General features: G+C 39.9%; 22 protein-coding genes. 17 read left to right on the top strand and 5 right to left on the bottom strand.

Translation table 11 applies throughout. The features are described from left to right. Nucleotides 1-150 precede the first annotated feature (150 nt). Entirely contained in the window at nt 151-1,539 is a 1,389-nt protein-coding gene (locus D0T08_RS09015) for a DNA/RNA non-specific endonuclease (protein ID WP_116982293.1), read from the top strand. Between the two features lie 26 nt (nt 1,540-1,565). Beyond that, nucleotides 1,566-3,206, top strand: a complete 1,641-nt coding sequence (locus D0T08_RS09010; protein ID WP_116982292.1) for a CotH kinase family protein — start codon at nt 1,566-1,568, stop codon at nt 3,204-3,206. Nucleotides 3,207-3,209: 3 nt separating this feature from the next. Here the strand turns inward: D0T08_RS09010 and D0T08_RS09005 are convergent, their stop codons facing one another. Continuing rightward, complete coding sequence (locus tag D0T08_RS09005; protein ID WP_116982291.1) at nt 3,210-3,677, bottom strand: GNAT family N-acetyltransferase; 468 nt, start codon at nt 3,675-3,677, stop codon at nt 3,210-3,212. A gap of 36 nt (nt 3,678-3,713) precedes the next feature. Here D0T08_RS09005 and D0T08_RS09000 point away from each other — a divergent pair, with 36 nt between their 5' ends. The 10 genes from D0T08_RS09000 (at nt 3,714) to D0T08_RS08955 (ending at nt 12,941) form a co-directional block, all read left to right on the top strand. Continuing rightward, nucleotides 3,714-4,385 carry a TatD family hydrolase gene (locus D0T08_RS09000; RefSeq protein WP_158561225.1) on the top strand — a complete coding sequence of 224 codons (672 nt, stop codon included), beginning with the start codon at nt 3,714-3,716 and terminating at the stop codon, nt 4,383-4,385. A 183-nt stretch (nt 4,386-4,568) separates the two neighbouring features. Continuing rightward, the gene (locus D0T08_RS08995; RefSeq protein ID WP_116982289.1) at nt 4,569-5,366 is read left to right on the top strand and encodes a HipA family kinase; all 798 of its coding nucleotides are present in this window, start codon (nt 4,569-4,571) and stop codon (nt 5,364-5,366) included. Further along, nucleotides 5,344-5,727: a DUF3037 domain-containing protein gene (locus D0T08_RS08990; protein WP_116982288.1), complete on the top strand. Its 384-nt coding sequence runs from the start codon at nt 5,344-5,346 to the stop codon at nt 5,725-5,727. The genes D0T08_RS08995 and D0T08_RS08990 overlap by 23 nt, the downstream gene beginning before the upstream one ends. Before the next feature lie 181 nt (nt 5,728-5,908). Continuing rightward, on the top strand, nt 5,909-7,282 hold the full coding sequence (locus D0T08_RS08985; protein ID WP_116982287.1) for a Gfo/Idh/MocA family protein: 1,374 nt from the start codon (nt 5,909-5,911) through the stop codon (nt 7,280-7,282). Between the two features lie 192 nt (nt 7,283-7,474). After that, nucleotides 7,475-7,702 (top strand): DUF3820 family protein, encoded by a 228-nt coding sequence (locus D0T08_RS08980; protein WP_116982286.1) that lies wholly within the window; start codon nt 7,475-7,477, stop codon nt 7,700-7,702. Nucleotides 7,703-7,765: 63 nt separating this feature from the next. Beyond that, entirely contained in the window at nt 7,766-8,491 is a 726-nt protein-coding gene (locus D0T08_RS08975) for an SDR family oxidoreductase (RefSeq protein ID WP_116982285.1), read from the top strand. A gap of 157 nt (nt 8,492-8,648) precedes the next feature. Continuing rightward, on the top strand, nt 8,649-9,467 hold the full coding sequence (locus D0T08_RS08970; protein WP_116982284.1) for a hypothetical protein: 819 nt from the start codon (nt 8,649-8,651) through the stop codon (nt 9,465-9,467). Nucleotides 9,468-9,844: 377 nt separating this feature from the next. Beyond that, a complete protein-coding gene (locus tag D0T08_RS08965; protein ID WP_147322736.1) occupies nt 9,845-10,714 on the top strand; it encodes a hypothetical protein in 870 nt (289 codons plus the stop codon). Nucleotides 10,715-10,954: 240 nt separating this feature from the next. Further along, nucleotides 10,955-12,097, top strand: a complete 1,143-nt coding sequence (locus D0T08_RS08960; protein WP_116982282.1) for a hypothetical protein — start codon at nt 10,955-10,957, stop codon at nt 12,095-12,097. After that, complete coding sequence (locus D0T08_RS08955; RefSeq protein ID WP_116982281.1) at nt 12,081-12,941, top strand: hypothetical protein; 861 nt, start codon at nt 12,081-12,083, stop codon at nt 12,939-12,941. Before D0T08_RS08960 ends, D0T08_RS08955 begins: the two co-directional genes overlap by 17 nt. 133 nt (nt 12,942-13,074) lie before the next feature. Here the strand turns inward: D0T08_RS08955 and D0T08_RS08950 are convergent, their stop codons facing one another. Next, on the bottom strand, nt 13,075-13,461 hold the full coding sequence (locus tag D0T08_RS08950) for a DUF1398 domain-containing protein (protein WP_116982280.1): 387 nt from the start codon (nt 13,459-13,461) through the stop codon (nt 13,075-13,077). 13 nt (nt 13,462-13,474) lie between these two features. Next, entirely contained in the window at nt 13,475-14,380 is a 906-nt protein-coding gene (locus tag D0T08_RS08945; RefSeq protein WP_158561224.1) for an SMP-30/gluconolactonase/LRE family protein, read from the bottom strand. Between the two features lie 144 nt (nt 14,381-14,524). Here D0T08_RS08945 and D0T08_RS08940 point away from each other — a divergent pair, with 144 nt between their 5' ends. The 5 genes from D0T08_RS08940 (at nt 14,525) to D0T08_RS08920 (ending at nt 19,254) form a co-directional block, all read left to right on the top strand. Beyond that, a complete protein-coding gene (locus tag D0T08_RS08940; RefSeq protein ID WP_116982278.1) occupies nt 14,525-15,382 on the top strand; it encodes a helix-turn-helix transcriptional regulator in 858 nt (285 codons plus the stop codon). A gap of 86 nt (nt 15,383-15,468) precedes the next feature. After that, nucleotides 15,469-16,641, top strand: a complete 1,173-nt coding sequence (locus tag D0T08_RS08935) for a pectin acetylesterase-family hydrolase (RefSeq protein ID WP_116982277.1) — start codon at nt 15,469-15,471, stop codon at nt 16,639-16,641. 102 nt (nt 16,642-16,743) lie between these two features. After that, nucleotides 16,744-17,862, top strand: coding sequence for an FAD-dependent monooxygenase (locus tag D0T08_RS08930; protein ID WP_116982276.1), 1,119 nt, complete (start codon nt 16,744-16,746; stop codon nt 17,860-17,862). 196 nt (nt 17,863-18,058) lie between these two features. Beyond that, nucleotides 18,059-18,448, top strand: coding sequence for a DUF2809 domain-containing protein (locus tag D0T08_RS08925; protein WP_116982275.1), 390 nt, complete (start codon nt 18,059-18,061; stop codon nt 18,446-18,448). An 11-nt stretch (nt 18,449-18,459) separates the two neighbouring features. After that, nucleotides 18,460-19,254, top strand: coding sequence for an oxygenase MpaB family protein (locus tag D0T08_RS08920; protein ID WP_116982274.1), 795 nt, complete (start codon nt 18,460-18,462; stop codon nt 19,252-19,254). Nucleotides 19,255-19,256: 2 nt separating this feature from the next. Here D0T08_RS08920 and D0T08_RS08915 read toward each other — a convergent pair whose 3' ends face one another. Continuing rightward, nucleotides 19,257-19,934 (bottom strand): hypothetical protein, encoded by a 678-nt coding sequence (locus D0T08_RS08915; RefSeq protein ID WP_116982273.1) that lies wholly within the window; start codon nt 19,932-19,934, stop codon nt 19,257-19,259. Between the two features lie 147 nt (nt 19,935-20,081). Continuing rightward, entirely contained in the window at nt 20,082-20,501 is a 420-nt protein-coding gene (locus D0T08_RS08910; RefSeq protein ID WP_116982272.1) for a TlpA disulfide reductase family protein, read from the bottom strand. Nucleotides 20,502-20,628: the final 127 nt, after the last annotated feature.

Below are 20,628 nucleotides of genomic sequence, written 5' to 3'. Positions count from 1 at the left end.
GACATAAAAATGAGGTAAGTCTGTTAGGGTATGCGCCGAGTGTTAAAGAGGCTTATTTTTTATGTCAGCCACATCTCTTAACATCTTCATAACATTACGGCACACTCTACCGATTTTTTCGCTATTTTTGAGAAAAAATGTAATTTTTCTATGCCTGCTTTTTCAAGAAAATCCATACTTTTTGTATTTATTTCGGTTGTTGTCAGTTCATGTTTACCCAGTAAAACACCTACTAACACTACTAATACCAACACGACTACCAATACAAACAATAAGGTAAACTTCGCTAAAGGTTTTCCTGAAGGATTGGAAGATATCTCAAAAGGTAATTATGCCGGAGCTACGGTACAGCTAGCAGGTGGAGAATGGTATTTTGATGATGCCCTGATAGGTGGAGCAAATAATGACACCCGAAATGGTGAGAAGGCCATCAGAATCAGAGAAAAAGGCTTCGTACGGATGAATTATGACATCACTGGCGTACGAGAAATAAAGATAGCATACGGTGCGTATAAAGGCGATGGAGACAGCGAATGGGAGCTATATATATCGAGAAATAGTGGTGCCAACTGGACAAAGCTAGACAATCGTTTCCAGACCGATGGCGGTAAACTCAGCTTTATGCAGGTAACAGTCAATGAACCTAATAAAGCCCGTTTTGAAATCAGAAAAGTATCAGGTGGAAGCAATCGTCTGAATATTGATGATATTGCTATCATCACTTCAACCAATATCCCTACTACTACTTCAGCGAAAGCCACACGCGATGATAATCTGGCTTTGGGTAACCCAAGCAATGCCACTCCCAAAGATGAAAATAATTATCTGATCACAAAACCTCAATATGTTTTGTCTTATAGCCGTACGCGTAATTCGGCGAACTGGGTAAGCTGGCATTTAAGTACAGCATGGTTAGGAGACGTAGACAGAGGTGATAATTTCAGACCTGACGATACCCTACCTGCCGGATGGTATAAAGTACAAAACCAGGAGTACAGCGGCTCGGGATTTGATAGAGGACACTTGTGTCCATCAGGAGACAGAGACAGAACAGTGGCCGACAATGATGCTACATTTCTGATGACGAACATTATTCCACAAGCGCCTAACAATAACAGAGGTGCATGGGCCGATCTGGAAGCTTATTGTCGCAAAATAGCCGAAGCTGGTTATGAATTATACATCATGGCAGGGGTTTACGGCAAAGCAGGTATTGGCTCAAACGGTGGCAAGAGTTTTACCTTAGACAACGGCAAGATGGTAGTACCCGAATCAGTCTGGAAAGTGATAGTGATTCTACCGATTGGCACAGATGATATAAACCGCATTAACGAAGAAACACGTGTGATTGCCGTAAATATTCCGAACAAACAAACTATAACTAATACCAAGTGGGGCGAGTACCGGTTGAGTGTAGATGATCTGGAGAAAATAACCGGATACGACTTCCTGTCAAATGTACCAACGGCCATTCAGAAAACGTTAGAAAGTAGAATGGATAATGGCCCGACTGTAAAGGTATCGGCCACCCGCCAATAAAATTATGCTTAACACCAGATGAACCTATGAGAAAATTCTACTTTAACCTGCTAGTGCTCTGTTTCTACTCGGCTTTTGCACTGGCACAAAACTTCGATTCTTCAAATTTGCCCATCATTTTTATCAATACGCAGGGGGGAACCATTGCTGACGACCCAAAGATTAAAGCTAAAATGGATATTATCTACAATGGGCCAGGCAAAGTCAATCATATGACTGATAAACCTAATCATTACAGTGGTTTTATCGGAATCGAATACCGTGGTTCCTCATCGCAGATGTTTCCTAAAAAAAGTTTGGGTATTGAACTTTGGGACGATAAAAATAATTCGAAAGATGCCAGTTTGTTTGGTATGCCCGAAGAATCAGACTGGATTCTCTATGCTTCTTACAATGAAAAAAGCCTGATGCATAACGTAGTAACCATGAAGCTGGCGCGTGAAATGGGAATTTATGCCAGTCGAACACAATATGTAGAGGTTTTCATCAATAATCAATACATGGGTGTGTATGTCTTTATGGAGAAGATTAAACGCGCACCGGGCAGAGTTGATATTTCAAAACTGAAAGAAGACGACCTGAAAGGGGATGATATTACAGGCGGATACATTATAAAGGTAGATAAAACAACAGGCAGCACTTTAGGTGGCTGGACATCGCAATACTATAATAATAATTCAGGTAATAACCGGACTTATTATCAGTATGAGGCCCCTAAAACCATCACATCCCAGCAAAAAAGTTATATCAGCAGTTATTTTATTACAGCTGAAACGGCACTGCAAAGCAATAATTTCAGAGATAAAGTAAATGGTTACCGGAAGTATTTCGACACTCAATCGTTTATTAAATTATTTCTTACCAACGAGATTGCTAAAAATCTGGATGGGTATCGTATCAGTACCTATTTTTATAAAGACAAAGATAGTAAAGGCGGTAAAATAAAAGCCGGCCCACCGTGGGACTATGACCTTACTTATGGCAACGGGAATTATTGCGAAGGCCAAAGTTATACGGGTTTTGCTTATCAGTTTAACAACGTTTGTCCAACCGATGGATTTCAGGTCCCTTTCTGGTGGGAACGAATGATGGAAGATTCTGCTTTTGTGCGGGAATTGGGTGAAGAATACGCTTTTCAGCGTAGGAAAGGGGCATTTCAGTTAGATAAAATCAACAAATATATTGATAGTTTAACGGCACAATTACAAGCCCCTGCTTCCCGGAATTTCCAGAGATGGCCCATTTTGGGAACTTATGTATGGCCGCAACCAAATCCTATCTCGAATACCTGGTTTGGCGAAATTGATGAACTGAAGCAGTTTGTGGCCAATCGCTTAAACTGGCTCGATGCGAATATCAAACAGCCCACCGATTTAAAGATTACGGCCAACGAAGAAAACGCTACAAATATACTCTCCATGAATGCTTATCCCAACCCGTTCCTCGACCGGATTTATATAAACATTCATTCACCGAAATCGGAAAAAGCTAATCTGGTACTCTATGATACCAATGGCAAGGTTCTGACTCAGATCCAGGAAACCTTGCAGGTGGGCGAAAATAAGGTGATGATACAGGTACCATCCAGTTTGCATTTGAGTAGCATCAACCTACTGCAATTAGAAGCAAACGGCCGAACGATAGTCAAAAAGATGATGCAGCAATAGGTATTATTTAGCCGGATAGATCATATAGGTATGTGGGATTCCGTCTTCGATATAATCATTACCAGTCAACTCAAACCCTAATGACTGATAAAATTTCTCGAGGTATTTCTGTGCTCCGATTTTAATAGGTGCTTGGCCGAAGAGGTCGAGCACTTTTTCTATAGAGTGTTGCATGAGCACCTTACCCAAACCCCCACCTCTGGCTTTCGGAGAAGTAACTACCCTACCTATAGAAGTATAGCCCTCATAATAGACATTTTTATCAAAAAGCCTTGTATAAGCCAGTAGGTTTTCGTCTTCATCAAATATCATCAAATGTAATGCAACGTTATCTTTGCCATCCGCATCAAGGAACGGGCAGTTTTGTTCTACGATAAAAACCTCCTGCCTTAGAGCCATAATAGCATATAATTCTTCAAGGCTGAGTTCGGAGAAAGGTACACATTTGATAGTAATTGATAAATCGGGCATATATCTTTGCAGAGCTTATAAATAATGTTGATAAAAATGCTGCTCAATTTACATACACATCTTTTGAAAAAACAAGCCGACGAACAGATTATTTTCAACGAGATAATCCCTGATTCAGAAGAAGGCTTAGAAAATTTTGAGATCCAAAACACCGAAAGTTGGTTATCCGCTGGTATTCATCCCTGGTATATCAACGAAAAACTGTATAATCTCCAGTTAAAAAAACTGGCAGGTATAGCCAAAGATCCGGCCATTAAGTTCATCGGAGAATGCGGACTTGACCGATTAAAAGGCGCTCCCCTACCCTTGCAGGAAGAAATCTTTATCAAGCAAATCCGTATTGCCGAAGACCTGAAAAAACCTGTCATTATCCATTGTGTCAGATGCTATAATGAATTAATCTCCATCAAAAAAATAGTCAGGCCCCGAGTGCCATTCGTGGTGCATGGCTTTAATACCAAAATTGAAATAGCCCGTCAATTGCTCGACAAAGGTTTCTATTTATCGTTAGGCGGAGCATTATTAAACGAAGAATCTAACGCCCTGAAAGTTTTACAGGAGATTCCCTTAGAAAGACTTTTTCTTGAAACCGATGACAAAGATATTTCGATTATAGACATTTATCAGAAAGCAGTGGAGGTAAAGGATTTATCAATGGAGGAGTTGGAGAAGGTGGTTTTTGATAATTATCTGGGGTTAAATGTATGACGATTTTTCAAATCGTCCCTCGACAACCGTTCGGAATGTTACAATAATAAACATTTACAGACATTTTAATCAACTTCTCACGGGATGTAAACCTCAGCAGAATTTTCTGATTCGTCGCCAGTACGATTTAAAAAATCGTGATACATTTTCACTACTTTTGCCACACGAGTTAAAAGAAATACAATGAACACAGCCGAAGCTCAATTAAGAACCGTCAATATCACCCGCTATGTTACCCCCCTGCGTGAGGGTGGCTCGTTGCCGGCTATTGCTGAAGCTGACGACGATTTTCTCTATGTAATCAAATTCCGGGGAGCAGGGCAAGGGGTAAAAGCTTTAATAGCCGAACTGATAGGTGGAGAACTCGCCCGTGCCTTAGGTTTACGTATGCCCGAAATGGTCTTCGCCAACCTCGACGAAGCCTTTGGCAGAACCGAACCCGACGAAGAAATACAGGATTTGCTACAAGCAAGCGTAGGTTTGAATCTGGGTGTACATTACCTCTCAGGTGCTATTACTTTCGACCCTGTGCTTAATGTTGTTGATCCCCGGCTGGCTTCTCAGATTGTCTGGTTAGATTGCCTGCTTACTAATGTAGACCGAACTGCACGCAATACCAATATGCTCATGTGGCACAAAGAACTCTGGTTGATAGACCACGGAGCATCCTTATACTTCCATCATTCATGGGATAACTGGAAAGAACAATCACTCCGGCCATTTGTACAGGTAAAAGACCATGTACTACTCCCTTTTGCCACCGAAATAGCAGAAGTAGATGAAGAATACCGTCAGCTAATCACCCCACAGCTAATACAGAATATTGTGGCTTTAGTACCTGAGGAATGGTTAGAAGAGCCTTCGTCAGAAGAATCACCGGAAGAACGACGAGCCGTATATGCTCAATTTTTAGAATCAAGAGTGTCTCACTCCGAAAACTTTGTTAACGAAGCGCAGAATGCAAGAAAATTACTTATATGAGTATGCCGTAGTCCGTATTGTACCACGGGTCGAAAGAGAAGAATTCCTCAATGTAGGGGTGATTCTCTATTGCCCTAAAAAAGGCTTTCTGAAAGTCAGGTATCAACTGGATGCGGCACGCCTGAAAGCCTTTTCCTGCAATCTGGAAGCAGCAGAACTGGAAGAATACCTACGCACCCTGGAACGCATCTGCATCGGTGGCAAGAACGGTGGCCCTATTGGGGTTTTGCCCATTGCCTCTCGTTTCCGTTGGCTCACTGCTACCCGTAGTACTATCATTCAAACATCAAAAATTCATCCAGGGTTTTGTGTTGAGCCGGAGGAGACATTGGACCGATTGTATGGGTTGTTGGTGTTGTAATTACAATCCCTTTCAATCACCTACCAGTATCAGCGACTGAAGTCGCTGGTACTACATATAGATTCCCATAAATCCACAAATTATCCTTTTTAATCGCTATCACCACGTTATTTATTTGCATTAAACCCAATCTACTCCTAAATTTATACCTTCACGTATTTAACCCCAACAATCATTCACTATGACACCTTCACGCAGGAAGTTTATCAAAGGAATTGGTGCAGCCTCAGTGCTGATGGCAGCCGACTCTTTTGCCAAACCTTTCAATATCATTAAAAGTCTCAAAGTAAGTCCAAACGACAAAATCCGTATTGCGACCATCGGTTTAGGTATTCAGGGGAACTCTGATACCAAAGCAGCTTTACGTAATCCGGAAGCAGAATTGGTTGCTGCCGCCGATTTATACGATGGCCGTCTGGTAAGAGGAAAAGAAGTCTATAACAAAGACCTCTTCACTACCAGAGATTTCAGAGAAATACTCAACCGCAAAGACATTGATGCGGTTATTATTGCTACTCCAGACCATTGGCACGACCATATTTCGATAGCTGCTCTGAATGCAGGTAAAGCTGTCTATTGCGAAAAACCAATGGTACAACATATAGATGAAGGCAGGAAGGTAATAGAAACCTGGCAAAAAACTGGTAAAACCATGCAAGTAGGTAGCCAGCCTATCAGTGGAGCAGCTTATGCCGAAGCGCAAAGATTATTGCAGTCAGGCGAAATCGGTGAACTGAATTTCATCGAAGCAACCTACGACCGCTTTAGCGCCTTAGGTGCCTGGACATATTCGATTCCACCGGACGCCTCGGCCCAAACCATTGACTGGGATAGATTCCTGGGCGATGCCCCTAAACGACCGTTCGATGCCACCCGTTTCTTCCGTTGGAGAAATTACCGTGACTATGGCACAGGTGTAGCCGGAGATTTATTCGTACACTTAATCACAGGTATGCATTATGCTACAGGTGCTATCGGGCCAAACAGAATCTTCTCGTCAGGCGAATTGAGCTACTGGAAAGATGGCCGTGATGTACCAGATGTGATGGTAACCGTATTAGATTATCCTGAAACCGAAAAACATAAGAAATTCCAGGCGGTATTACGTGTAAATTTCGCCAATGCAGGAGCTATTAAAAACGTAACCCGTGTAGTAGGCACTGAAGGAGAAATTCAATGGAGTGCTCAGGGATTGACCCTGACTAAACGCAAACTGCCTAAAGCACCAGGCTATGGCAATGGTGAGAGCTTCCCGACCTTTGCAGAGGCAACGCAAAAAGAGTTTTTAAAAGAGTATGACGCCAAATATTCAGAAACCGACAGAAAAGCAGAGCCTGTAAAAGAAGTGAAATTTGACACCCCGCAAGGTGATGATGCACATGCGAAACACTTCAAAAATTTCTTTGATAATATGCGTGCCAATAGCCAGAAAACCATCGAAGACCCAATCTTCGGTTTCCGCGCGGCTGCTCCGGCATTAGCCTGTAATCTGAGCTATTTTGAAAATAAAATAGTGTACTGGGACCCGATTACAATGAAATTGAAGAAGAAGTAATAGTAAAATATCCCTTAGGGATAATATATCGGTAGAAAATATTGATGTAAAAAAATTGGTATCCCGTAGGGATAGTATATAGTATATTGTTTAATATATCGTCCCTACAGGACTTTATACTGACTTCTTGCTTAATTTTCTACCGATATATCATCCCTACGGGATTAAAAATATGCAATTCTACCACCAACCATGAACGAAGCAAACTCAGCCATAATTAAAGAACTAGTCACTTTCCGGATGCCATTTGGTAAATACAAAGACCGGCTCATCTGCGATTTACCCGAACATTACTTACTCTGGTTTCAGAGAGAGGGTTTTCCTGAGGGAAAACTAGGCGTTTTACTGGCTACTATGTATGAAATCAAACTCAATGGCCTGGAATATCTGTTGAAACCATTGAAAGAAAGAAAAATCTAGAAGTCCTCACAAACTATCTGCACTTAGTGGCTGTTATAGCCTAATAAAACTTATCATTCTCTTATGTCTGACAACACAACAATTATCCGGACAGCTCTTGTTACCGGAGGTTCAAAAGGTATTGGCTATGGTGTGGCCGAAGTATTAATCAAAGAAGGAATCAGAGTAGCCATCACCAGCCGTACACAGGAAGCTGCCGACGAAGCAGCTGCAGCATTAAACAAAATCAAAGAGGGATATGTACTCCCGCTTGTCTCTGATGTAAGAGATTTCACTTCACAGCAACAAGCAGTTAATGCCATTATAGAAAAATGGGGCAGGCTCGACTACGTAATCGCCAATGCAGGTGTAGGGCATCTGGTGCCATTTCAGGATATTACCTTAGAACAATGGCATAATACCATAGATATTAACCTGACGGGCGTATTCTATACAGCCAAAACAACTTTAGATGCTCTCAAAGCCTCAAAAGGTTATTTCATTACCATCGCCAGTCTGGCAGGTGCAAATTTCTTCGATAAAGGAACCGCCTACAATGCCAGTAAATTCGGTCTGGTAGGTTTCACCCAAGCCCTGATGCTCGATTTACGCAACGAGGGCATCAAGGTATCTACCATCATGCCAGGTTCTGTGGCTACTTATTTCAATAACCACACCCCAAGCGAAAAAGACGCCTGGAAAATCCAACCGGAAGACATCGGCCAGATTGTATCTGACCTAATCAAAATGCCAGCTCGCACCCTTCCAAGCAAGGTTGAGGTTAGGCCGTCAATGCCTCCATCTAAATAAAAAATCTCTTTATATAGACGTATTGTTCTCGCATGATTACAATACGTCTATACCAAAAAACACTTTGACCGACTTTTGCCACACTTTGGCTGGTTTTTGACTACAAAAAACGCCTCATTACCCTATACCTTTATCGGATATCTAATCTAATATCACGATGAACACACCCGCCCGGATTGGTAACTGGTTTTATGGAATAGCCATAATTGTCTATGGCATACAACAACTGTGGTATGGCAACTTCCGTACAGTTCAATTACCTGCCTGGCAAACTTATCTGCCACTACTTCCGGCTTGGGCTTACCTCACGGGAGTTGGACTAATCATAGCAGGAGCTGCGATTATATCAGGCAGAAAAGCCAGAGAAGCTTCATTAATAACAGGTAGTATCTTTCTTTTCCTGTTTCTATTGGTACAGATTCCTTACGAAATTTTTGGTGACCCCAATAGTAGCCTGCATCTGGGTGTATGGACAAATGCATTAAAAGGATTAGCATTGGCAGGAGGAGCATTTGTTATGGCAGGTTCATTTGCTAAAAAAGATTCACAACAGTCGCCTTTCTTTAGACTTTCAGAAAAGTTCATTCCTTTCGGGCCTTTATTTTTCTCCATAACCATGATTAGCTTCGGCACAGCCCACTTTCTGTATGCCGAGGGCGTATCAACACTTGTCCCATCTTATTTTCCTGACCCCGTTTTCTGGACGTATCTGGCAGGAGTAATTTTAATTGCCTCGGGTCTGGCCATTAGTTTAAAAATAAGACGTGGTGCTATTGCGATGCTATTCAGTATTGCCTTATTTCTCTGGGTGATTTTCCTGCATCTTCCAAGAGCTATCAAAGAACCCTATACTTTAAGAGGCAATGAAGTATCAAGCTGCTTTGATGCGCTGGCGTTCTGCGGAATCGCATTTGTCATATCGTTGAAAACAGTAAAAAAAGATTTGGCCGATATTTTTGAAACCCACTCCCGCTAATCAGATTCATCATTCTGCTTCTTTTACATCAGAAATTGAATTAAGCTTTCCTGAAGAACTTTAATCTCATTATTTATTTAGTTAAAATAGCCAATACTATCTCCCTGCATTATATCTAAGTTTTATACTGCCAGTAATACATTACCACTGGCAGCACTGCGTGGTGTTTCTGCTAAACCATTGCATTTTAATTATACACCACTTAACTTCTCTTTTTGTCCAGTAAATCCGATATTTTTTTTCAAGGAGTTTGCGCTCTATACTTTTGAGTTATCATTATAAAAACGCAATTAAAGTTCATGACAACTTCTCCATTTTATCCTTTTTTATTGTTACAAAATCTTAAAAAAACAGGTCTGTTTGGGTACTCATTAACCATGAAAAAACTTTTTCTCTTAATCAGTTTTGCCGCTCCATTGTGGAGCCTGGCACAATCGGCTACCATTTTACCAGATGGCATTGGTATCCCTAAAGTTACAGCATTACCTACCTGCAATACCGTGGAAAAAGGTAAGCAGGTATTTCATAGTACCACTAATAAAATGTATTTCTGCAATGGTACCAACTGGCAGGAGATGACCGGAGGAGGCTTTACCATACCTTATATCAAAACAGACAATTCGGCAGAAAATCTGCTCTATTTAGAGAATACCGGTGTAGGAAGAGCTATTTATGGTAAAAGTGTTACCCATACTGCTGTAAGAGGCGAAAGCATATCTGGCCCGGGCATTGGCGGCTCAAGTGATTCTCAGAATGGTGTTGTAGGTATTAGTAATTCAGGAAGTGGTATTTATGGTTATAGTGCTTATGGAAACGCAGGTTATTTTCAATCTGATAGTACTCAGCCAGCACTATATGTAGTTAATGATAAGGGAGCGGCGGCATATTTCCAGGGGAATGTCAAAATAATAAAAGAATTAACTGTAGATAATAATAAAGGAATTGTGAGAAGTAATACAAGTACTCAACAAAAAGTGGTTCGCCTGACAGCAGGTTTAGGTGTGAACAACCTGGCAGTGGGAGCTTTCAAAGACAGTGGAAATCTGAATTATGAAGATTTTGGTGGAACACCAACGGTTACTATCGGACAAGTTATTAATGAAAGTTCTACCGGAGAGTGGTTTAAAGTAATGATTATCCCAATCAATGTTACCCCCACCGAGTGTCAATTGAGAATTGTTAATTTATCAAGCAATGCCGTTACCATGGCAGGCAACTGGCACATTTTAGTTGTCGGACCAGAGTGATAACAAGATAAAACCTTTATTAAATATGCTTAGACAGTAAAACATTTCTTATCGGTTACATTATAAATGGACATTTGGTTGGAATCAAATGTCCATTTTGACGTCAGATTCATCAGATTTTTTAAATTGAATAGGTAAAAGCGCATATCATAATAATTAACGACTCCCTCTCCATAAATATCACGGCAAACCGTGATTGATTCTGATTGCTTTTCATGGCACATTTGCAGAAAAATGTCCATGAAAAGAATATTCACTCTATTTTTCTACAGTTGCTGTAGTCTGCCGCTGATAGGCCAAAGCGTTACTATTTCGCCTTCCGCTCCTTCTGCCATTATTCAGTCAAGTAGTACCACTAAAGGTTTTCTGGCGCCTGTAATGTCAAAAAACCAAAGAGATGCCATTGTAACCCCGGTAAATGGTCTGATGATTTTCCAGAGCCCTACTATTCCCAACTATGCCAAAGGATTTTACTGGTACGATGGGAATGACACTGCCTGGTATCGCTTAGCAGGTGATGATGATTTAGGCTGGAAAGTATACAATGGCAACGTGCATAGTAAGGGTACTATGAATATAGGTATTGGCACTACCCTGCCTACCGACAAATTGCACATTCGTACTTCTACTGCATCAGCAGGTATTACTTTTGAGGGTACCAACCCTACTTTTCAGTTCAGACAAAGAGAGCTATCAAGTGCCACTTATACCGATAAAGGCTTTATCCAGTTAGCAGATGACAATCTGAGAATTGGCGTAAACAGCAGCAACACTGCCGGAAGATTTATCATTCGCACCCAAGGAGCCGACCAGATAGAGGTTTTGGAAACCAATGGCGGAGCTAAAATGCACTTCAATGCCGGAGGAACCAATGTTGGTTTAATTTCAGCTTCTTCAGGTGGGAATCTGCATATAACCACTCCGGGTTCTTCCAATTTTGTTGGAATCAATAATGAGTTTTTTGTCACCAATGGCGAACGTGTGGGTATTGGCACAACCGAACCGGCAGAAAAGCTTGAAGTAAGAGGCAATGTAAGAATAATAGGCAGCATTGCGATGGCAGGCGAGATTACCAAAACTAATGTGGAAGAAGGGAGTTTTCTACCGCTTTGCTATGGTAAAGTAGGTTTCAGTGGAGAGCGTGCTTCCGGTTCAAGCAATTTTACCTCAGAAAACACTGCAACAGGCAGGTATAAAATTTACCACCCCAGCATTTTACACACTTCTACTATTATCGTAACCCTTAACAGTTCCAATGCTCAGATAATAGCCTCAGCCGGATGTGGTACCGGCGATTGTACTGTTCATCTGAAAGATGGTTTTAGTAACGAAAACCGTTTCGACCCGGTTAATCAGGCTTTCTACTTTGTTATTTATAGATAACCATGAAAAACTACTTTTTCTATTCAGCTTTGTAGTTCCGCTATCAGGCTTTGCTCAATCATCTACCATTCTGCCTAGTGCCGTAGGAATACCCAAAGTTGCGTCTTTGCCAGTCTGCAATACCAATGAAAAAGGCAAGCAGATATTTCATAATACCAACAATAAAATGTACTACTGTAATGGTGTCAACTGGCAGGAAATGACAGGTGGGGGCTTTACCCTACCTTACCGGGACTCTACGAATACCCAACAGACTTTGCTACATTTAGAAAACAGAAATAATAAGGCGATTATAGGCGAAAGCTATACAGATACAGGTGTTTATGGCCGAAGTTACTCAGGTACAGGTGTAGCCGGGATAAGTGACGAGTTTTTTGGAGGTTATTTTCGTACCAATAGCAATTATCCTGCGCTGAAGGTTGAGAACTATGTTTATGCGGGTTGGGCAGCACAATTTATAGGCAACGTAACTGTCAGTGATAATTTTGATGTAAACGGCAGTGCTGATATCGGAGAGGAACTAACCGTGGATGGTAAAGGAGTTGTAACCAGTAATACTGATAAACAACAAAAACTGGTGAGAATGACAGATACCTACAGTGCTACTAGCCTAGCTGCCGGAGCCTATAAAGATATGACTTTAGACTACGAAAACTTTGGTGCTCTACCTACTGTAACGGTTGGACAGATAATGAACGGAGTTTCCACCGGAGACTGGTATAAAGTTCTGGCCATACCTATCAATGTTACGGCAAATTCATGCCAGATAAGGCTCTATAATACTTCGGGTGCTGCTATTACATTTAATGCAACCTGGCATTTTGTTATTATCGGTGTAAAATAAATACCGGATATTTCTTCTCTTCAAATTTATATAACCATGAAAAAACTAACAGAATAGTGAATGTAGGTAATAATGCTATTACATGTAATGCTTTCTGGAGCATTTTAGTTGTAGGTCCAGAGTGAGAATAGCATTAGTGAATCTCCTCAACCAATAATTCATTGCCTGCTTTATCGTAGTAGGCAATGGTCATTTGCTCAGTATCAAATGTCCATTTTTCAACGCCACTATCTGCCAGCCCTTGCGACATTTGAAAATAATCGGTTTCACCCTGTTCATGCAACTTTAGATGGATATGCAATGCTTCAAGATTGCTTATTTCGGCTATTACATATGCTTCATGCACAGGTGGTGAAACCAGTTTATGATTATCTGCCCCGTAATATTCTGAGTGTCCATCAGTGATGAAGGAATCATATCTGATAACACCAATAGCATTCAAGGCCTGAAGATACTCAGGTATTGATGCCCGCTTGCCAAGGGTGTTATGGATTTCGTCTATCTGATCTAGCGTGAACATAAACTTTATCTAATTACTTAATCTTGTTCTTTATCTGATATTTCATCAAAACCAACGATTCCAGTTTGTCTGGATCAATTACGACGTTGGTACTATCATTAAAATTATCCAATTGCACATTTTTAATAAAATAGATGGTATCATCTATGATATCAAAAGTTGTCGGCGACTTATAGGTATCATCAAATCTAATGAGTTCTTTAATGGTTGTAATTTCAGTACCATTCTCATTTAAGAAATACCTCATCACACCTTTATCCACAATCCCTATTAAACTATTTTTGTAAAATTTCATGCCATCAATACCAGACGATGCCTTATTGGGTTGATTGAGCACTTTCCGGGTCTTTATATCAACCACTCTGATTCCTCTTGCAGAAGCCAGATAAAGCTTTGTATTATCATCTGAAATAGCAATTCCGTTCGAATGTTCTACCTCAAATGTATCCAGAAAAACTTCCAGTTTTTTGCCCGGTCTTTGTATATGGTAAATCTTATCGCTTTCTGAATCTGTAATAAAAATTTCATTATTCTTACTAACCGCCAGATCATTCAGATATGCGTACGGAGGTATATTAGCTTTGTATCGGGCAATGAGTTGCCCAGATTTTATATTCAATAAAAGCAAAACCGATGAATTATTCTGCTTTTGTAAACTATTGCCTAAGGCATATAAAGTATCACCTTTAATTGTCATACCAAAGCCTGAAAGATAATCATATTGCCCACTTCCGATAAAGTCTGACGGATTGCTGCCATCAATATTGGCTGTTACAATTTTATTCTTTCTCAGGCTGCTCAAATAGAATCTACCCGATTTCGCATCTACCGCAATCCCTTCGGGTATCAGGTCTTTTTCAAAGGTCAGATTAACAGTATCTGATTGAGTACAACTACCCATCAGCGAAATTGAGAGCATGAATAGAGTTAATTTTTGCAACATTTCAGGTTTTTAAATTTTGTAAGTTCTTTATGCAAGATACAAAACCCAAAGTGTACCTGAATAATAATTAATAATAATTGTAAAAACTCCCCATATCTTTGTCTACTGAGTTGACAAACAATGCGTAAAAAAAGACAATCTATTCCTGTAAATACGATGAATGACGATTCCGGCACCGGGATTCTCATTGAAAGAATTTCTTTTAAAGATTTACCTAATCTGGAAGAATGGAATCATGCAGAGAGGCACGACCGGCATTCATTCTTCTTATTGGAGAGTGGTACAGTTTTTATGGAAATTGATTTTCAAAAGTATACTATCACACCCTCCACTCTCATCTATATGCATCCAAACCAAGTGCATCGTACCATAGCCTTTGAAGATGTCACTGTAAGCAGTTGGGCCATCAGTAATGAAAACCTGAATGCCGAATACCTGAAATTGCTGGAAGATATTACACCTGCCAAACCTTTAGTATTAGACAAAGAAACAGGCTCTATCCTCTCGGAAATGATAAACTTATCCATCAGATTTTCCAAACGGAGAAATGACAGGCTCTATCATTCTATACTCAAAGATAGCTGCAATGCATTAGTGGCTATAGGTATTTCTCAATATGTAGAACAAGCTAAATCTACCGACAAACTTTCAAGATTTGAGATAGTTGGTAAATCATTCAGAGAACTTTTGGAGCGTAACTATACACAGCTCAAACGTCCCACAGATTATGCACAATTATTAAATATATCTACACCATACCTGAACGAATGTATCAAAGAAACCACAGGACATCCGGTCTCCTATCATATTCAGCAACGTATTATTCTGGAAGCTAAACGCCTGCTCTATCATTCCGACAAATCGGTCAAAGAAATTGCCATTGCATTAGGCTACGATGATTACCCTTACTTTTCACGCCTGTTTACCAAAGTTACAGGAATGTCTGCGCTGACCTTTCGCAACAAAAACCTCGATTAGTCCAATACTTACCTTCTTATTGCCATTGCCCTCTCGGGCTATATCATGCAATTTTGTATCGTTAAATTTCTAAAAATAAGAAGACGATGAAATTGTTCCTGGGGATTCTTAGATGGGTTGTTTTAAGTATTATCAGCATTTTAATTATTGGGTTTCTTTACCTCTACTTCATTTATTTCGCCCGCCCCGATGCCATTGCCAAAGTAGATGAAGTACATGATATGGGGTGGCATACTATCCCATTTAAAGGAAATACCCTATGCAGCGATGGCTCAGAATTTGCCATTTTTGTAAGAAAAGGTACATCAAAAAATTTAGTGATTTACTTTTCAGGCGGAGGTGCCTGCTGGGATGATACCACTTGTGGAGAACCTATTTCATTGATGAGTGCTTTTGATAGCGATTCAAAAGACCTGAAATCATTCTATTTACCCTCACTACTCAGGTTTTTTCCAAAGGCCGTAGGTGGTATAGGAGATACTGATAATCCGGCAAATGCGTTTCGCGACTGGAATTTTGTCTTCATTCCTTATTGCACGGCCGACTTACATATTGGTAATATAACAAATACCTATACTTTCGATGGTAAAAAATTTGAAATTCATCATAATGGTCGCAATAACAGTTTATCGGCATTAGATTGGGTGTTTGCTAATTTTAAAGAGCCCGATAAAGTCATGGTAGCAGGCGAAAGCGCAGGCGCCTATGGTTCTGCTTTCTGGACACCCTTCGTAGCTGACCATTATTCAGGTAAAAAGATTTATCAATTGTCAGACGGAGCCTTACTCACCTCTAACCGATGGAAAGAGATTTTAGATAGGGTCTGGCAAAGTGAAAGCACGCATTTCCTGGGCTTTCAAATTGGTAAAGATATTTTTGAAGATGCCCTCATGGATCGCACTGATTCTACAAAAAGGCAGATAAAATATTTACATAGCAATACGCTCTATGACGAAGTTCTCCCACGGTTCAGTGCGTCTCTTAATCATACGCCAACCCAATCAAATCATTTTATCGACGAGTGGTCAATCAATACCCGGGCATCGATGAACCGTCTTCATCAATCCGGTATCAATTATAACTATTTCATAACCGATTGGGGATACGACTCACTCAGACATGCCACCCAGCATACCATAACCACCAACGAATTTTACTACAGCACCAAAGCCGATGGAATCTCTTACGCCGAATGGCTCAAAAAGAATGTAATAGATGATAAGGATTTGTCACTTGGTAAAAAATTGCTAGGGAAGTAAAGCAGTATTTCTTCTAACGATAAATTCTATCTCCAAATTAAAGATTGTCGCAGGTAATACCCTGCAACAATTGTTTCTCAATGTCAAAAAAAACGTAAAAAAATGAAATCATTAAAAGATAAAAAAGTACTCATATCAGGGGCAAGTTTCGCCGGACTATCCACGGCCTATTGGATGAATAAACTAGGCTATCAAGTAACAATTGTAGAAATTGGGAACGGCCTTAAAAGAGGCGGAACGCCTGTAAATATAGAGCAGGATACCGTTGGCACCGTGAAGCGGATGGGGCTTTTTGAGTCAATAAAAGCCAATAGAATAAGCATGGAAATGCTGGAATTTAAAAATGCAGACGATATAACCGAAGGAATAACAGTATTAAGAGAAGCTGGAGATGAATTGCCGGACGATTCCTTTGAGATTGAAAGAGATGTATTGCTCAATATGTTATTTGAAACCGTGCAACATGATACTGAATTCATGTTCAACAATAGTATCAAAGCCTTAGACGAAACAAAAGATAGTATCGAAGTTACCTTTAAAGACGGTTCAAAACAAGCTTTTGATTTGGTGTTCGGGTGCGACGGCATCCATTCAGCAGTAAGAAGAATCTGGTTTGGTCACGAAGCGGAATATTCACATTTTCTGGGACAGTACTTCTCTATCACTATTGTCAACAAATTGCTGATTAGGGAGAATACCACGCAATTCTATAATGTACCCAACAAGGGCATTATGCTGAATGCCTACAATGGCAAGACCGACATCATTTTTTGCTTCCGTTCAGAAAAAGAAATTCCTTATGACTATCGGAATGAGGAACAACAAAGAAAGATTATTCTGGAGCAATTTACCGGAGAGGGCTGGCGAACCGCTGAATTACTGGAGGAAGCAATGCATTCAAAGACCTTTTATTTCGATAAATTGTGCCAGATAAAAATGCCATCATGGACTAAAGGAAGAGTAGCTTTAGTTGGCGATGCTGGCTATTGTGCTTCTCCTGCCGCAGGAAAGGGTGGTTCATTGGCTATTGATGGCGCCGCCGCATTAGCTGATGCTTTTCAAAAACACAATGGAGATTTTGAACGTGCATTTCAGGATTATAATAAAAGTTTTCGCCCTTTTATTGAAGAAGTGCAAGCAGAAGCCGTAAGAATGGGTTTAGAATCGCTTTTGCCTGCTACCGAAGAAGCCATTCGTAAAAGAAATCTGGAAGGATTCTGATATTCATTTATCGGGTTATTTTGCAGAAATATATAAAAAATACGAGACAGTAGGGGTTCAAAATTTTGAACCCCTACTTGGCGTTTCCTCCTGCCATCATTAAATCATTTTACATCAAAAATATTAAGTCAATCTGTTTGCTATTTTAAAATCATCAATTAACTTTGCAATACAAAGTACTTTTAATACTATATTAATGTTTATCTTCAGACCTAGATATGGCTTACTTGCGGTTACTTTCTTTATTATAGAAGTATTGATTGCGCTCTATGTACATGATTCTTTCTTCAGGCCAATTTTCGGAGATTATCTGGTGGTGTTTCTGGTTTATTGTGCGGTTTTTACTTTCTGGAATACTCATTTCCTGAAAGCAGCTACTGCCACACTCCTGTTCGCCTATCTGATTGAAACATTACAATATTTCCACTTTGTATATTATATGGGTTGGGAGAAATATAGAATTGTAGCCGTTGCCCTGGGCACAGGTTTCTCATGGGTTGATATGCTGGCCTATACTTTAGGCTTTCTGACGATACTTCTGGTAGAATATCCACGGGTAAAATTTTCACAAAAACAAGGTATCTAAATAAGATTGATATGAACGATTTTGTTGACAAAAATTCAATAGTGAGAAAGATATGGGGCAATTCAGATGTGATTTTATTCATCTTTGCCGGATCGGCTGCAGAATTTGCACTGAACAAAGCAGTAGACTGGCTATATTTTACCGGAAAGATACCCTCTGATCCACTAGGTCGGCTTTTTTCAACTGTCCGCTACGCCCAGTGGATTGTTTTTTCAGATACCGAAACTGCTTTCAAAGCCATTGACAAAATCAATAGTATCCACCAGGGAGTTGAGCAAAGCCGTGGTGCGCGTATTCCTGACTGGGCTTATCGGGATGTGTTATACATGCTGATTGATTATGCCATTGTCGCCTATGAATTGCTCGAAAGGAAAATGAGTGAGGAAGAAAAAGCAGAGGTTTTCAACGTTTTCAATCGGGTAGGCTTAAGAATGGGACTGAAAGATTTGCCTGAAGATTATGCAAGCTGGCAATATGACCGCCAGGTGCATCTGCAAGAAGATTTACTGAATGGCCGTTATACGGCCGACCTATACCAGCAATACAAAAAACACCTGGGTTTAACTCGTTACCTTATTTTATTAGAATGCCAGAAATTAGTTGTTCCAACCAGAGTAGCTGAACTATTGAAATTTGGTACCTCAACGAAAGGAAAAATATTACTGGATCTGTATTTATTAGCCCGAAAACTCAGGTTAGATGGTCTGGTAAAGACTATTCTTCTTCCAGCCGAATACAGTCAGCAGATATATGATTTGAATTATAAACCTATTGGAAAACCGGAAAGGAAGGAGGAATTGGTTTGATATTATTTTATAGTTTTTAAATCACCCTCAAGTTCAATTAGTACATTATTCTCCAATACAACTTTCCTGATGCTTTTTTGTGCGGCAATCAAGTGTTTTTGTGAACGAGATAGCTTATCATCCATACGATAATCAACAGCCACGCCACTATACTTAGGTTGGTGTAGAGCAAACATATAAATAGCATGAAAAGAATGTTCCGGCGCATCAGGAATATCTTTGGTAAACCAGAGTTCATCAGAATAACTCGGGTTCTTCTCCCATATCTTTCTACATGAATATCCATCAATTTTCTTTCTTCTGCCAAGGTTAGGACGGAAATAAAGAGGAGTTTCTACTTGAGCAAGGTTTAAACCCATGGTTTCCATTGGCTTTACTTCTATGGCTCTCCAAGGCCTATGAGGATATGTAACGTACATTTCTAAAGCATTAAAATCATATATAATCAGTCTGCTTTGGCTTGAATCTTTGTCATGGCGCAGCATGGCTACATAGTTCCGATCTTTACTATTAAGCCAGGTGCTTTTAATATATCGTTCATTGGGAAATTGAACCGAGTCTGTATATATCCTGCTTTCTTTCATATCAATCTGATAATCGAAAGTATAAGTGACTTTCTGAGCAGAAACCGAATGAAGTAGCAAGGCAAATAATGCAAGAGTGGTCAGGATTTTAGTCATTACTTGAGAGATTAGGCAAAATCACTTATTGATTCAAATATAAGAATTTTAATAAAGCTTTGCCAAGCTTTCCCGGACTCTCTTTGTCGGAATAAGGTGGAACTGTCGGCCTACGATTTTACAATACTTTGATAACTAAACAGGATTTTATTTCTCATTCAGATACTTATCAATTAAAGTCACAACGGCTTTATCATTTGGATGAGGGGCAGAGCTTGTTATCAGAACTCCGTTTTTGTCGAGTAGCGCATATCGTGGAAACCCCTGATCTACTCCAAATTTTTCGTCGAAGTATTTTTCATCTTCTTTTTCAGCCTTTATATGTAACCCTGTTATTTTTTTATCTTTAATGGCTTTCAGCCATTTGTCTTTTGTATCGTAAAAGTCAATAAAAAGAAATGCCACATCTTTGTCTTTGTATTTTTGTTGTAGTATAAGTGAGTTTGGCATTTGAGCTATACAGGCCTTACACCAACTTCCCCAAAAATCTATATAAACAACCTTGCCTCTGATAGACTTAATATCGAATGGTCTACCTGAATCATCTTTCAAAACAAATTCAGGCATTGAAAGCGTATTTTTATTTTTCTTATCCCATTTCTTTTGAATGACGCTGATATACTTAGAATTCGGAAATTCTTTCTTATAACTCTTAAATTGCGATTCAACTAATTGGGGTAAGTCAAAATAATTT

The organism is Emticicia sp. C21, from assembly GCF_003418935.1.
Taxonomy (GTDB): domain Bacteria; phylum Bacteroidota; class Bacteroidia; order Cytophagales; family Spirosomataceae; genus Emticicia.
The sequence above is the reverse complement of the archived record's forward strand: the minus strand, read 5'-3'. Positions and strand labels throughout refer to the sequence as shown.

Excerpts from the sequence above, each read along its gene's own strand:
- D0T08_RS08995 (WP_116982289.1), top strand. The coding sequence starts at position 4,569 with ATGAACACAGCCGAAGCTCAATTAAGAACCGTCAATATCACCCGCTAT.
- D0T08_RS08970 (WP_116982284.1), top strand. The coding sequence starts at position 8,649 with ATGAACACACCCGCCCGGATTGGTAACTGGTTTTATGGAATAGCCATA.
- D0T08_RS08945 (WP_158561224.1), bottom strand. The coding sequence starts at position 14,380 with ATGCTCTCAATTTCGCTGATGGGTAGTTGTACTCAATCAGATACTGTT.
- D0T08_RS09015 (WP_116982293.1), top strand. The coding sequence starts at position 151 with ATGCCTGCTTTTTCAAGAAAATCCATACTTTTTGTATTTATTTCGGTT.
- D0T08_RS09010 (WP_116982292.1), top strand. The coding sequence starts at position 1,566 with ATGAGAAAATTCTACTTTAACCTGCTAGTGCTCTGTTTCTACTCGGCT.
- D0T08_RS08910 (WP_116982272.1), bottom strand. The coding sequence starts at position 20,501 with ATGCCTGAATTTGTTTTGAAAGATGATTCAGGTAGACCATTCGATATT.
- D0T08_RS08960 (WP_116982282.1), top strand. The coding sequence starts at position 10,955 with ATGAAAAGAATATTCACTCTATTTTTCTACAGTTGCTGTAGTCTGCCG.
- D0T08_RS08940 (WP_116982278.1), top strand. The coding sequence starts at position 14,525 with ATGCGTAAAAAAAGACAATCTATTCCTGTAAATACGATGAATGACGAT.
- D0T08_RS09000 (WP_158561225.1), top strand. The coding sequence starts at position 3,714 with ATGCTGCTCAATTTACATACACATCTTTTGAAAAAACAAGCCGACGAA.
- D0T08_RS08990 (WP_116982288.1), top strand. The coding sequence starts at position 5,344 with ATGCAAGAAAATTACTTATATGAGTATGCCGTAGTCCGTATTGTACCA.
- D0T08_RS08915 (WP_116982273.1), bottom strand. The coding sequence starts at position 19,934 with ATGACTAAAATCCTGACCACTCTTGCATTATTTGCCTTGCTACTTCAT.
- D0T08_RS09005 (WP_116982291.1), bottom strand. The coding sequence starts at position 3,677 with ATGCCCGATTTATCAATTACTATCAAATGTGTACCTTTCTCCGAACTC.
- D0T08_RS08935 (WP_116982277.1), top strand. The coding sequence starts at position 15,469 with ATGAAATTGTTCCTGGGGATTCTTAGATGGGTTGTTTTAAGTATTATC.
- D0T08_RS08920 (WP_116982274.1), top strand. The coding sequence starts at position 18,460 with ATGAACGATTTTGTTGACAAAAATTCAATAGTGAGAAAGATATGGGGC.
- D0T08_RS08975 (WP_116982285.1), top strand. The coding sequence starts at position 7,766 with ATGTCTGACAACACAACAATTATCCGGACAGCTCTTGTTACCGGAGGT.
- D0T08_RS08965 (WP_147322736.1), top strand. The coding sequence starts at position 9,845 with ATGAAAAAACTTTTTCTCTTAATCAGTTTTGCCGCTCCATTGTGGAGC.
- D0T08_RS08980 (WP_116982286.1), top strand. The coding sequence starts at position 7,475 with ATGAACGAAGCAAACTCAGCCATAATTAAAGAACTAGTCACTTTCCGG.
- D0T08_RS08930 (WP_116982276.1), top strand. The coding sequence starts at position 16,744 with ATGAAATCATTAAAAGATAAAAAAGTACTCATATCAGGGGCAAGTTTC.
- D0T08_RS08950 (WP_116982280.1), bottom strand. The coding sequence starts at position 13,461 with ATGTTCACGCTAGATCAGATAGACGAAATCCATAACACCCTTGGCAAG.
- D0T08_RS08925 (WP_116982275.1), top strand. The coding sequence starts at position 18,059 with ATGTTTATCTTCAGACCTAGATATGGCTTACTTGCGGTTACTTTCTTT.
- D0T08_RS08985 (WP_116982287.1), top strand. The coding sequence starts at position 5,909 with ATGACACCTTCACGCAGGAAGTTTATCAAAGGAATTGGTGCAGCCTCA.